The sequence below is a fragment of the Methylocystis sp. Se48 genome, from assembly GCF_056269425.1.
On record NZ_CM149850.1, the window covers coordinates 3,522,058 to 3,535,007 of the forward strand.

Here is a 12,950-nt window from a genome sequence, read left to right on the forward strand (position 1 = left end):
CTCACAGTGGAACAACGCGCAATCTACGCCGCCGCGATGGATTTCGCGCGGGACGAACTCGCCCCCTTCGCGCTGGATTGGGACAGGGACAAATTCTTTCCGGCGGAGACCCTTCGCGCCGCCGCCGCTCTGGGCATGGCCGCGATTTGCGTTCGCGAGGAGAACGGCGGCGCGGGGCTTGGCCGCATGGATTCTGCGCTGATTTTCGAAGCTCTGGCGACGGGCTGTCCCGCTGTCGCGGCCTATCTCTCGATACACAACATGTGCGCCTGGATGATCGACGCCTATGGATCGGAGGCGCAGCGGCGACGATGGCTGCAGAAACTCGCGTCGATGGAGACGCTCACGAGCTATTGCCTGACGGAGCCGGGCTGCGGCTCGGACGCCGCCGCATTGCGCACGCGCGCCCGCCGCGACGGCGACGCTTTTGTTTTGTCGGGCGAGAAACAGTTCATCTCGGGCGCCGGGGCGGGCGGCGACGCCCATCTCTATGTCGTGATGGCGCGCACCGGCGGCAAGGGCGCCGCAGGCATTTCGGCCTTTCTCGTGGAAGGGGGGACGCCCGGGCTCTCGCTCGGCGCCAATGAGCGCAAGATGGGGTGGAACGCGCAGCCGACGCGGGCGGTCATTTTCGACGACTGCCGGATTCCGGCGGAAAATCTGCTCGGCGCCGAGGACGGCGGATTCAAAATCGCGATGGCTGCGCTCGACGGAGGCCGCCTCGCCATCGGCGCCTGTTCGCTCGGCGGCGCACAGGCCGCGCTGACGAAAACGCTGGCCTATCTCCAGACGCGAAAAGCGTTCGGCCGGCGGCTCGACGCGTTTCAGGCGTTGCAGTTTCGCCTCGCGGATATGGCGACGCAGCTGGAGGCCGCCCGCGCCCTGTTGTGGCGCGCCGCCGTCGCGCTCGACTCTCGAGCAGAAGACGCGACGGCTTTGTGCGCCATGGCGAAGCGCGTCGCCACCGACGCCGGATTCGAGGTTGTCGACAGCGCGTTGCAGCTGCATGGCGGCTACGGCTATCTCGCCGATTACGGAATCGAAAAAATCATGCGGGATTTACGCGTCCACCGAATCCTCGAGGGAACGAACGAGATCATGCGCCTGATCGTGGCGCGGCGTCTTCTGGATGACGCGGGCGCATGACGGGCGCGCGCGGCTTCCGGATTTGGTCGCGACGAGATGTGCGTCTTTCTTCTCCGTCGACGCACGCTAGTTAAAAATAGTGAATTGCGCGGAAAGGCGGATGTCATGAGCGCGGTCGATCCGGTTGTCGTCGTCGGCGCGGCGCGGACGCCGATCGGCGCGTTTCTCGGCGATTTCAAGGATACGTCTGCGCCTGAACTCGGAGCCCAGGCGATCCGGGCCGCCGTCTCGCGCGCGGGAATCGACGCCGGCGCCGTTGACGAATGCGCGATGGGTTGCGTTCTGACCGCCGGTCTCGGTCAGGCGCCCGCCCGGCAGGCCGCGCGCGGCGCCGGTCTGGGCGAAGCGGCGGGTTGCGTGACGCTCAACAAAATGTGCGGCTCCGGCATGAAGGCGATCATGTCGGCGCATGATCAGCTTCTCGCCGGAAGCGCGGACCTCGTCGTCGCAGGCGGCATGGAGAGCATGAGCAATGCGCCTTACCTGCTGGATCGCGCCCGCGCCGGATTCCGCATGGGCCACGGACGCGCGCTCGATCACATGTTTTTCGACGGACTCGAGGACGCCTATGAAAAGGGACGGCTGATGGGCGACTTTGCGGAGGATTGCGCGACCGCCTATCAGTTCACCCGCGAGATGCAGGACGAATTCGCGGCTGCGTCGCTCACGCGCGCGCAAAGGGCTGAGCGCGAGGGCGCATTCCTTGAAGAGATCGTCCCCGTGTGCGTCGGGCGCGGGAAGACGGAAGCGCAGATCTCGCGCGACGAACTGCCGCAGAAAGCGGCGGTCGAGGCGATCCCCCGGCTTCGCCCGGCCTTTCGTCCGGGCGGAACATTGACGGCGGCGAATTCCAGCGCCATTTCCGACGGCGCGGCGGCGCTCGTGCTGACGCGCGCACGGGAGGCGGAACGGCGCAAACTGGCGCCGCTCGCAAAGATCGTCTGCCATGTCACGCATGCGGGGCCGCCCGCGCAATTCCCCACGGCGCCGATCGCAGCGATCCGAAAACTCATGGCGAGGGCGCATTGGCGCCCGGAGGACGTCGATCTTTACGAAATCAACGAAGCCTTCGCCGTCGTCGTGATGGCGGCCATGCGCGAACTCGGTCTTCCGCACGAGAAAGTGAATATTCACGGCGGCGCCTGCGCGCTCGGCCATCCGATCGGCGCATCCGGCGCGCGCATCGTCGCGACGATGCTCTCGGCGCTGAAACGCTACGGTCTTCGAAAAGGGGTCGCCGCCCTGTGCATCGGCGGCGGCGAAGCGACCGCCATCGCCATCGAGCGTCTTCACTGACGGGTTCGCGCAGGAGGCTAACGCCAGCGCCTCAGACTTGTCATTTTTCGCAGGCGGTCGATGGCGAGCGCCGTCGCCGCTTCCAGCGGCGGAATGTTCAACTCCCTGGCGCGCTCGAGGATCAGACGCGTATTGCGGCCGACTTTCTCTTCGATCGCCGCGAAGGCGGTCGTCTCGACTCCGCGGCCATATTCGACGGCGGCGGCAATCACGCCGCCGGCGTTGGCGATGAAATCGGGGACGCTGACGACGCCGCGTTCGAACATGCGCCGTTCCGCCTCATTCGTCGCTGGAACATTGGCGCCCTGGACGACGAGCTTGCAGGCGAGGCGGTCGACGTTGTCGGCGCGCAGGACGTCGGGCCGCGCCGCCGGGATCCAGATGTCGCAGGGCGCGGAGACGAGCGCTTCATTGGGTATGGGAGTCGCCGACCGATAGTCGACGACGCTCTTTCCGCAACGCTTCAGCTCCGCCAGCGCCTCGATGTCGAGTCCGTCCGGGTTCAGAATGGCGCCGTTGATGTCGGCGACCCCGACGAGACGCGCGCCTTTGCGCGCGAGAAAACGGGCGGCGTGTTCGCCAACGGCGCCGAAGCCCTGAACCACGACGCGCGCGCCCTCCAGAGAGAGCCCGGCGAAAGGCGCCGCGATTTCGGCCGCAATCGATACGCCAAACCCTGTCGCGCCAATTTCGTCGAGCGGAATGCCGCCGATCTCGGCCGGCAGACCCACGGCGCGTCCGATTTCATCGTGGATCCACGCCATCGCGGTTTCATTCGTCCCCATATCCGGGCCGGGAATATATTCGGCGAGCGGCGCGATCGCCGTCGCGAAAGCGCGTATCAGCCGCTCCTTGTCGGCAGGCGGCATGCGCGGATCGCCGACGATGACGGATTTTGCGCCCCCATGCCGCAGGCCGGCGGCGGCGTTCTTCAACGTCATGGCGCGCGCGAGCCGGAAACATTCGGTCACCGTGACGTCGGGCGCCATTCGCGTCCCGCCGATGGCGGGCCCGGCCGCCACATTGTCAATGACGACGATGGCGCGCAAACCGACGGATTGCATGTGCAGGTGGACGATCTTCGCGGGTCCGAATGCGTCGCCGAGGGCGAAAAGATCCATAGATGCGTCGCTCGCCATGCATTCTAGGTTGGAAGCGCGCGGTTCGCCGTCAAGTGCGCTTCTTTCTGGGGACGATTCGTCAGGCCACGCGAGTCAGGCTCCAAAATCGGAAGGGACCAGCGTGACTTCGGCGCATGACGCGCTAGGTGCGTTTTCGTAATGGCGCTGAATTGGTCCAAGCGATGTTAGACGATGGCGAGAGCGTTCACATGGGCCTGCATACGAGCGTTGAGCTTCCGGCGGACATCCTGCGATTCCTCTCGCCCGAGGGCGAGCTTTGCGGCCCGACGCCGCCGCCTTTGAGCGACGAGACGTTGCTGACGCTTTACCGCGCGATGACGCTCACGCGCGTCTTCGACGGCAAGGCGATCGCGCTGCAGCGCACAGGGCAACTGGGCACCTTCGCCTCCGCGCTGGGTCAGGAAGCCGTCGGCGTGGGCGTCGCCGCAGCGATGGCGGAGCGGGACGTTCTCGTTCCGTCCTATCGCGACCATGGCGCGCAGTTCCTTCGCGGGATGAGCATGACCGAATGTCTGCTCTATTGGGGCGGCGACGAGCGCGGCAGCGATTTCGCCCGCGCGCGGCATGATTTCCCCAACTGCGTGCCGGTCGCGACCCAGGCGGCGCACGCCGTGGGCGCCGCTTACGCGTTCAAGCTTCGGCGCGAGGATCGCGTGGCGGTGACGTTCATCGGCGATGGCGGGACCGCGAACGGCGCTTTCTACGAAGCGCTGAACATGGCTGGCGTCTGGAACGCGCCGGTCGTCATCGTCATCAACAACAACGGCTGGGCGATCTCGACGCCGCGCGCGCTCGAGTGCGCCGCGGAGACGCTGGCCCAGAAGGGCGTCGCCGTCGGCGTCGACGGACGTCAGGTCGACGGCAACGACGTTTCCGCCGTTTATGCTATGGCGCGCGAGGCGATCGAAAAAGCGCGCGCGGGGAATGGACCCACCCTCATCGAGGCGCTGACCTACAGATTGGGAGACCACACCACCGCCGACGACGCGACCCGCTATCGCGATCCGGAAATCGTGCGGCGCGCATGGAAGCGCGAGCCGATCGCCCGTCTGCGCGCCTATCTCGTCCGCAGGGGCGCCTGGACAGCCGAGAAGGAAACGGCGCTGCTCGAGGAATGCGCGCGGGAGGTGGAGCGCGCCGTCGCCGCCTATCTCGCCGTTGAACCGCCGACCGTCGACGCGATGTTCGATCATCTCCACGCAGCGCTTCCTCGGGCGCTGGAAGCGCAACGTAGCCTCGCGCGCCGCTTCGCGTCGGGAGAAGGAGGCGGTCATGGCTGAACTGACCCTTGTGGAGGCGGTGAATCGGGCGCTCGCTTATGAAATGGCCGCCGATGAGAGCGTTTTGCTTCTCGGCGAGGACATCGGCGTGAATGGCGGCGTGTTTCGCGCGACGAACGGTTTGCAGGCGCGTTTCGGACGCGAGCGGGTGATCGATGCGCCGCTCGCGGAAGGCGCGATCGCGGGCGTCGCCATCGGCATGGCGGCGATGGGATTGAAGCCTGTGGCGGAAATTCAATTCACCGGCTTTATCTATCCGACCATGGATCAGATGGCGAACCACGCCGCCCGCTTGCGCAATCGCACGCGCGGGCGCCTGACCTGCCCCATGGTGCTGCGTTCGCCCTATGGCGCCGGCATTCACGCGCCGGAACATCACTCCGAAAGCCCCGAGGCCTTTTTCGCGCATATCCCCGGGCTGCGGGTCGTCGTTCCGTCGTCGCCGGCGCGCGCCTACGGACTTTTGCTCGCCGCGATGCGCGACCCGGATCCGGTGGTGTTTCTGGAGCCGACGCGCCTCTATCGCCTGTTCAAGCAGGAGGTCGTCGACGACGGCGAGAGTTTGCCGCTCGACGCCTGCTTCGTGTCGCGCGAGGGCGCCGATGCGACGATCGTCGCCTGGGGCGCGATGATGCGCGAGGCGCTCGCCGCGGCGGACGCGCTGGAGGCGGAAGGGATCGACGTCGAGGTCATCGACGTCGCGACCGTCAAGCCGCTCGATATGGAGACGATCCTGCGCTCCGTGGAAAAGACCGGCCGTTGCGTGATTGCGCACGAAGCGCCGCGCACGGCGGGCCTCGGCGCCGAGATCGCCGCCGAGATCGCTGAAAAGGCGCTCTACTCCCTGCTCGCGCCGGTTGCGCGCGTCACGGGCTATGACGTGGTCGTGCCGCTGTCGCGGCTCGAGAAACATTATATTCCGAATGTCGAACGGATCGTCGACGCCGTCCGCGGCGTCATGGAGGGCTCATGAAAACGTTTCGGCTCCCCGATCTCGGCGAGGGGTTGCAGGAAGCCGAGCTTGTCGAATGGCGCGTCGCGCCGGGCGACGTCGTCGCCGTCGATCAGCCGCTCGCAGCCGTCGAGACGGCGAAGGCCGTCGTCGAAATTCCATCGCCGCGCGCGGGGCGCATCGAAAGGCTGTTCGCGGGCGCGGGCGACATCATTCATGTCGGAGCGCCGCTCGTCGCCTTCGAGGGACCGGCGGAGGAAGACGCGGGAACGGTCGTTGGTTCGGTGGAGACGGGCGGCGGCGTGGTTCGCGAGGCGGCGATCGCGGTGGGGCGCGCGGGAACGGCGATCCGCGCGACGCCGGCCGTGCGCGCGCTCGCCCGCAAACTCGACGTCGATCTGTCCTTGGTGACGCCCTCGGGCGCGGACAGCCTCGTCACGCAAGATGACGTTCGGCGCGTCGCGCGCGTCCTCGCCGAGGCGGAGCCCGCGGAGCCTTTGCGCGGGGTGCGTCGCGCCATGGCGCAGAACATGGCCTTCGCGCAGGCCGAGGTCGCGCCGGCGACGCTCATGGACGACGCCGTCATCGACGCCTGGCCTCCGGGCGTGGACGTCACGATGCGCCTCATCCGCGCTTTGGTGAAGGGCTGTCAGGCGGAGCCGGCGCTCAATTGCTGGTACGAAAGCGCGACGCTGTCCCGCCGTGTGCTGAAGAAAATTGACCTCGGCATCGCCGTCGATCTGCCGGAAGGGCTCTTCGTTCCCGTCTTGCGCAATGTTGCGACGCGCGGTGTCGCGGATCTGCGGGCCGGGCTCGATCGAATGCGGGCGGACGTCGCGGCCCGGCGCATTCCGCCGGAAGAGCTGCGTGGCGCGACGATCACCCTGTCGAATTTCGGCACGATCGCGGGGCGATACGCGGCCCCTGTCGTGCTGCCGCCCACTGTCGCCATCCTCGGCGCCGGCCGTATTCGCGAAGGCGTCGTCGGGAGAGGCGGCGCGCCCGCCGTCGTCCGCATCTTGCCGCTCAGCCTGACCTTCGATCACAGAGTCGTGTCGGGTGGAGAGGCGGGGCGCTTCCTCGCCGCCGTCATGTCGGACCTGGCGCTCGCGGCCTGACGGCGGCGGCCGCTCTTTCGCGAGGGCCCGGGACGCGCGACGCGCCGCAAACGCCCCCGCCGACGGGGGCGGGCGCATTCGTTCAACGGGATCGCGAGGGGAAGTCCGCCGCTCAGAACCTCCCCGACTGCGTATAGGCGACGCCCCCCGAGACATAGGTCGCCGTCCACGAATCGCCTGCGACGTTGTGCGTGGTTCCGTTGCCGTTCATTTGCGCCGCGAAGAGGCCCGTGGTCGGGCCGATCGTCTGGCCGGGACTCAGCCGGAAGGTATATACGAGGTTTGCGCCGGCGGCGTAACTGCTGACGATTTGCCCGCCGATCGTATTATAGGCGCCGTTGTAGGCGACATCCGTGGCCGCGACGGCGATCGTCACCGTCAGCGCGGTGATCGGCGCCGTCGACGACATCATGACGTCTTCCTCGTTGAACCACGGGCTGTTGGTCGACGCCCGGCCGGTAAAGGTCGCCGGGCCGGATCCGGAAGAGGCCCCGGTGACCGTCAGCGGAAGCGATGTCGTTGCGCTCAGCGCGCCGCTCGTCCCCGTGATGGTCAGGGCGCCGGTTCCAACAGCCGCCGACGCGTTCGCGGAGAGCGTAAGCGTCGTCGACGTCGGCGAGGACGTCGGCGCGAAGCTCGCCGTGACCCCGGAGGGCAGGCCGGTCACGGCGAAGGCCACGTCGCCGGTGAATCCGCCGGCAGGGTTCACGGTGATCGTCGCCGGGCCCGAGGCGCCCTGCGCGATCGACAGACTTGCCGGATTGGCGGAGAGCGCGAAGCTCGGAGACGGCGGAGGAGGCGGAGGCGGCGGGGCCGCCCCGGTGAATGTCCCCGACCGCGTATAGGTCACGCCGCCGGACGTATAGGTCGCCGTCCAGGAATCGCCCGAGACGTCATGCGTCGCGCCGTTCCCGCTCATCTGCGCCGCGAAAGTGACGGAGCCCGGCGCAATTGTCTGGCCCGGGCTCAGCCTGAAGGAATAAACGATAGTCGCGCCGTCTGTGTGGCTGTTGACGATCTGCCCGCCGAAAGTGTTGTAGGCGCCGCTATAGGCGACGTCCGTAGCCGGAACGGTGATGGTCACGGTCAGCGCGGTGATCGGGGCCGTCGTCGAAAGGACGACGTTTTCCTCGTTGAACCATGGACTGTTGGTCGACGCCTTGCCGGCAAAGGTCGCTGGACCGGCGCCCGACGAGGCGCCGGTGATCGTCAGGGCGAGGCCCGTCGTCGCGCTCAGCGCGCCGCTCGCGCCGGCGATGGTGAAGGCGCCGACGCCGGTGGGCGCCGAGGGGCTGGCGGCGAGCGTGAGCGTCGTCGACGTCGCGGAGGACGGCGGATTGAAGCTCGCGGTGACGCCCGCGGGCAGGCCGCTCGCGGCGAAAGTCACATTGCCGCTGAACCCGCCGGCGGGAGCGACGGAAATCGTCGTCGCGCCGGAGGCGCCCTGCGCGAATGACAGGCTCGACGGATTCGCGGAGAGCGTGAAGCTCGGCGACGGCGGGGTCGCGGTTCCCGCGAGCACGATCGCCGTCAGCGAATAGGGCGGCGCCGCGATGGAAAAAGACGCGCCCTGCCCGCTGACGCTGCGCGAAGTGACGCCGCTGCTCGTCGGCGTGTAGGAATAGACCGTACCCGTCCCGCCCGGATTGAAGCCCGAGAGCGATACGCTGGCGTTGACGGTGTTGTCGCGATCCTTGTTGATCAGGAGGAGCGCCAGGCTTCCATTCGCCTGCCGGACGGCGTGCGCCGTCAACAAATTGTTGCTCGAGGAGGCGTCGACCAGCGTGTCGCCGGCCTTCCCGAGAAGCGTGGCCATCTGAAATCCGTAATAGGCCGGGAAGGGCGTATTGGCGGCGGGTTCGCCCGATTGTCCGTTCGAGAGAACGCCGTAGTCGCCATAGGTCGCCGTGCCGAAAAGGCCGGACGAATTATTCCCCCAGACGGGGCCGTTGTGCAGATCCCAAAGGTCGACGCTCGTGACGCCGTTCTCGATCCAGGAGAGCATGCTGTCGGCGACGAACATCGCATTGACGATGCTGAGCGTCTGCTTGCCCGGATTGTATGAAACCGAGTTTGTTTCGGTGACGAGAATCTGGATGGTCGCAGCGCGCGCGCCCGCATATTGGGCGAGCAGCGACTTCACCCTCGACGCCATGGCGGCGATCGAGGGAGAGCGGCCGGGCGTTCCGTTTTGGGGCGCGGCGAGCAGGTTCGCGTCCGACTCCCCGCCCGGATCCTGCGGATACCAGTGCAGGATGACGAAATCGATCGCGGAGGCGCATTGCGCCAGAACGCTCGTGTTCCAGTCGGGCGACAGGCCGTCCGGCCAATTGCCGGGGGCCGTCAGCACGGCGCCGACCTTGATCGACGGATCGACGGCCTTCATCGCGGCGGCGAATTGCGCGACATTTCTGCCATAGGTCGCCGGATCGCGCTGGGCGTGCAGATCCGTCTCCCAGGCCGCGCCGTAGATGCCGTTTCCGTAGACTTCGTTGCCGATCTCCCAATATTTGACGCCGTAGCCTTTGGTGACATTGGCGTATCGCACCCAGGAGGCCGCGAAGCTCGGGTCTCCGCCGCCATTGCCTGCGGGGTTGGAGCCGTAATTCACGGTGATGATCGGCGTCGCGCCCAGCCTGTTCGCCAGACCCATGAAGGCGTCGAAATTATTGTTGGGGTTCGCGTAGCTGCTCTGGCCGGGGACGATGGAGTTCGTTTGCCAGTTGTAGACGTCGGAGGTCGATCCGCCGGGAAAGCGCAGCGCCGCAACGCCGGCGCGCGACGCCAGACCCGGCACGGCGGCGTCGAGCAGATTTCCGTCCCACACGGCGGCGTTCAGTCCCCAGGCGGGACCGGGGATCACCGCCCGGCTGGCCGCCGCGTTCACGCTCACGGAAGCTGCGGTCTGCGCCGCGGCCGGAGCCGCCAGCCCGGTCAGGGAAATGACACCCGGCGCGGCCGCCGCCACGGCGGCGGCAATCGCGCGAACAAACTTAATCATGGGAAACTCCCCGGTATCGCAATTTCTCTGCGCCCATGCGCCGCGTGTCGCATGGGACCGTGAAAATAGCGTTGAAACGACAACTTAATTTTAATTTGCCTTCGACCGCGAAAGCGCCTCGGTCATGTCCGACGCGCCCATCCGTCGTCGCGGCCCGCTCGGTCCTTTCGCGCGCCGCCGCCGCGCGCGACCGGATCGTCGTCGCTTCTCTCAGCGAATCAAAAAGCCGGAAACGGCGTCCTCCGCTTCCATGGGGCTTTTTCGCTTCAACCAGGCGAAACCTTCGCCCCTGGAGATGACGGCGACGTCGATCGGGCCGCCCACGGTCTCCTGCTGTTCCACGGACATTCGCGCCTTGAACGCCGTCAGACTGACCAGCGCCTCCGCCATTCTGGCCAGATCGTAGCGCGACAGCGCCTCGACGGCGCTGATCAGCGGCAGCGTATATTCCTTCTGGAACTCCCGCTCGATGATTTCCCGGACATTTTTCTCGATGTCCCGAACGCTCGATTTCGTCTTTCCCGCCGTCTTCTGCGGCGGCAGGCACTTGGCGATAATTTCCGCGAGCCGATCCTTCAGGGACGGAAAAATGCCGCTGCAGAACAGGTCGATCATATCGGTCTGCGCGAAAGGAATGACGATGACGGGATGCTTGCGATTCACATGGGCCTCGTCGCTTTTCACCCACCTCAATCTGCCGGAGGCGATCGTCCCGATGTTGTAGATATATACGGAGGGAAACGGCTCGGCTTCGCCGTAGCCGGCGACGACCAGTCCGCTGAAATGGTCGGGATGGAACCATTGCTGCGTGTGCATCAATTTTGCCAGCAGTTTCAGGCCGTCGCAGATCTCTTCGGTAAGGGGCGCGTTTTGAAAAAGCTCCTTCTCCAGTTCTCGCAGGCAGTCCTCGTGGTCGGAAATCAGCTTCTCCCCGAAATCCGGCGGGAGTTGTTCGATCGAGGGAATTTCCCGAAATCCGGCGATTTCGTCCTTCACCGTGCGAAGCAGGAGCGCCCGAGCTCTTTGCGAACGGCTGCTCTTTGCGCCGTTCAACTCCTTGAGCCACATATCCCGAATGTTGGCTTTCCAGACCGACTCGACGACGCTGGCGAACCACTCCTTTTGCGCCGAAGCGGAGGGCGCCGCCACGGCGCGACTTCGTCACAGGAGACCAAAGCCGCTCCCGCGTTCCATGACAGACCAATGCAGGGCCGCGCGGACGTTCAGAGCCCGACGCCGGGCTCCAGACCCCAGGCGTGACGATCCTCGCCACAATCCGGGCGGGCGGCGAGCGAATAGTTGAGCAAGCGCTCACGCTCCAGATCGGCCTCCGCTCTCTTCAGCGCGGCCTCCTTCTCCGCGAGGTCGCGCTCGAGTTCGTGGAGACGCTGGACGACGGCGGCGGTCGCGGCCCTGGCGAAGGCCAGGTCGGTGAAAGGTGCGAATTTCGGCTTCACTGATACCTCCTCCAGCTTTCGCATCGACCGATAGGAGCCGACGAACCTGAAAAAAACGTATCGCCGACCACTCTCATTTTAAAATAGGAAGTATCGCGTCAAATTATCGCTTTTTTGGATATTAACTCGCCGTTGCGGGCCGGCGCCGGCGAGCCGCGACGGGGCGACGCCCGATATGCGGCATTGCGCCGCGTTCCACCCGTCAAGATTGTCGGACATGAACAGCAGCATTTTCGGCGCCCGAATCGCGCCAATGAAAGCGCGCCGTTCCTACGAGACATCGCCGCCTGAACGACTCGCGGCAGAACGCTTTCAACTCAATGAGAAATCACAATCGCGACCTTTCCAAGGCCGGCGCGAAATTCTCATGCAAATTTGACGCCGCTTCGCGCCGTCGACAAGCCAAGCCCCGGCGGCGCTCAAAATTACGGGTTTCCGCCGGCGCGCCTAACCCGACGTCGCCAGAAAAACTCCGACATAGGCGGCGATCATCAGAACGGAAAACAGCAGCGAAAATGCGACCCAGATCCGGAAGGTCCGGCGCTCCGCCTGGAGGCCTTTCCGCCGATATTGCGCGCGGATGTAGACTCCGATGAGGAAAATCCCGACAATACAAATGTAGAGCGAGATCAGCGCCGTAACCTGCGCGGTGTATTTTTCTGCGCTTTCCGCGTCCGGCGCGCCATTGAACACCGCCGAGAACAGGTCGCCGACGGACGCCGTGAGCTGCATGCGATCCCTTCTCCCTCGCCATGGTTTCGCGGCGCCGGCTTTCCGCGCCGCGAACGTCGCGTCAGTCGATGAAGACGCCGACCGCGTCGGAAAAACTGAACCCGGCGTCGATCACATAGTAGACGCCGATGATCGACAGCCCGAGATAGGCGAAGCGGCCTGCGTAGGGAATGAGCGTAACGACGAAAACGCAAACGAGCGCCGGCAGCCAGGAGAGTTGAAACCAGCGCATGAGCGTCACGACGCTCAGCGGGATCGCCAGCAGCGAGAAAGCGAAAAAGATCCACCCGAAGGTGAGTCCGACGGCTTTACGCAGCGGCGGCGGCAGGCGTTGCAGCATCTGACCCCCCCCTTATCGCTTTCACGACGCTGCCCTCATTATCCGACCGGCTCGAGGGCGCGTCGACAGGCGGCGCCGGACATCGCCCGGCGAAGTTTCGCCAGCGCGCGGCGGCCGTCCATTGCGTCGCCTGTGCGTCGGCGCACGAACGGCGGGATGGTTTCGGCGCACACTCCGCATATTCGCATTTCGCGAACCGTAAGGACTTCGAACGGTCCCCAATCGATGGAGTGAAATCATGTTGCGCAAGCTTACTTTCACGACCGCGCTGGCCGCCATGCTGGCGCTTCCCTCCGCCTCCTATGCGCATGGGTGGGGCGGACACTGGCACGGGGGCTGGCACGGCGGCCACGGCTACTGGGGCCATGGCCCGCACTGGGGCTGGGGCGGCGGACGCTATTGGGGCGGCCATTGGCATCCCTACGGCTCGGGCTCGTGCTGGCGTCCGGGCTTCGCCGGCGGCTGGGTCTGGGTCTGTGGCTGATC

12 protein-coding genes are annotated in these 12,950 nt (G+C 66.0%); 6 read left to right on the plus strand and 6 right to left on the minus strand.

Annotated elements, in window-relative coordinates; genetic code table 11:
* Positions 1 to 6 precede the first annotated feature (6 nt).
* Positions 7 to 1,146, plus strand: a complete 1,140-nt coding sequence (locus tag ACV959_RS17130) for an acyl-CoA dehydrogenase family protein (protein WP_475739705.1) — start codon at positions 7 to 9, stop codon at positions 1,144 to 1,146.
* Between the two features lie 105 nt (positions 1,147 to 1,251).
* Positions 1,252 to 2,442, plus strand: coding sequence for an acetyl-CoA C-acyltransferase (locus ACV959_RS17135; RefSeq protein WP_475737752.1), 1,191 nt, complete (start codon positions 1,252 to 1,254; stop codon positions 2,440 to 2,442).
* Between the two features lie 17 nt (positions 2,443 to 2,459).
* Here ACV959_RS17135 and ACV959_RS17140 read toward each other — a convergent pair whose 3' ends face one another.
* Complete coding sequence (locus ACV959_RS17140; RefSeq protein ID WP_475737753.1) at positions 2,460 to 3,563, minus strand: Glu/Leu/Phe/Val family dehydrogenase; 1,104 nt, start codon at positions 3,561 to 3,563, stop codon at positions 2,460 to 2,462.
* Positions 3,564 to 3,772: 209 nt separating this feature from the next.
* Between ACV959_RS17140 and pdhA the strand changes: the two genes are divergently transcribed.
* From pdhA to ACV959_RS17155, 3 genes are read left to right on the plus strand one after another with little or no spacing between them, the layout of a single operon-like run.
* Entirely contained in the window at positions 3,773 to 4,864 is a 1,092-nt protein-coding gene (pdhA, locus tag ACV959_RS17145; RefSeq protein ID WP_475737754.1) for a pyruvate dehydrogenase (acetyl-transferring) E1 component subunit alpha, read from the plus strand.
* A complete protein-coding gene (locus ACV959_RS17150; protein WP_475737755.1) occupies positions 4,857 to 5,837 on the plus strand; it encodes an alpha-ketoacid dehydrogenase subunit beta in 981 nt (326 codons plus the stop codon). The genes pdhA and ACV959_RS17150 overlap by 8 nt, the downstream gene beginning before the upstream one ends.
* Positions 5,834 to 6,934 (plus strand): dihydrolipoamide acetyltransferase family protein, encoded by a 1,101-nt coding sequence (locus tag ACV959_RS17155; RefSeq protein ID WP_475737756.1) that lies wholly within the window; start codon positions 5,834 to 5,836, stop codon positions 6,932 to 6,934. The genes ACV959_RS17150 and ACV959_RS17155 overlap by 4 nt, the downstream gene beginning before the upstream one ends.
* 112 nt (positions 6,935 to 7,046) lie before the next feature.
* Here the strand turns inward: ACV959_RS17155 and ACV959_RS17160 are convergent, their stop codons facing one another.
* From ACV959_RS17160 to ACV959_RS17180, 5 genes are all read right to left on the minus strand, one after another.
* Positions 7,047 to 9,935, minus strand: a complete 2,889-nt coding sequence (locus tag ACV959_RS17160; protein WP_475737757.1) for a hypothetical protein — start codon at positions 9,933 to 9,935, stop codon at positions 7,047 to 7,049.
* A gap of 210 nt (positions 9,936 to 10,145) precedes the next feature.
* The gene (locus ACV959_RS17165) at positions 10,146 to 11,084 is read right to left on the minus strand and encodes a hypothetical protein (protein WP_475737758.1); all 939 of its coding nucleotides are present in this window, start codon (positions 11,082 to 11,084) and stop codon (positions 10,146 to 10,148) included.
* Positions 11,085 to 11,158: 74 nt separating this feature from the next.
* Positions 11,159 to 11,392, minus strand: coding sequence for a hypothetical protein (locus ACV959_RS17170; RefSeq protein WP_475737759.1), 234 nt, complete (start codon positions 11,390 to 11,392; stop codon positions 11,159 to 11,161).
* A 447-nt stretch (positions 11,393 to 11,839) separates the two neighbouring features.
* Positions 11,840 to 12,124 carry a hypothetical protein gene (locus tag ACV959_RS17175; protein WP_475737760.1) on the minus strand — a complete coding sequence of 95 codons (285 nt, stop codon included), beginning with the start codon at positions 12,122 to 12,124 and terminating at the stop codon, positions 11,840 to 11,842.
* A gap of 61 nt (positions 12,125 to 12,185) precedes the next feature.
* On the minus strand, positions 12,186 to 12,464 hold the full coding sequence (locus ACV959_RS17180; RefSeq protein ID WP_475737761.1) for a hypothetical protein: 279 nt from the start codon (positions 12,462 to 12,464) through the stop codon (positions 12,186 to 12,188).
* 238 nt (positions 12,465 to 12,702) lie between these two features.
* Here ACV959_RS17180 and ACV959_RS17185 point away from each other — a divergent pair, with 238 nt between their 5' ends.
* Complete coding sequence (locus ACV959_RS17185) at positions 12,703 to 12,948, plus strand: hypothetical protein (RefSeq protein WP_475737762.1); 246 nt, start codon at positions 12,703 to 12,705, stop codon at positions 12,946 to 12,948.
* Positions 12,949 to 12,950 lie beyond the last annotated feature (2 nt).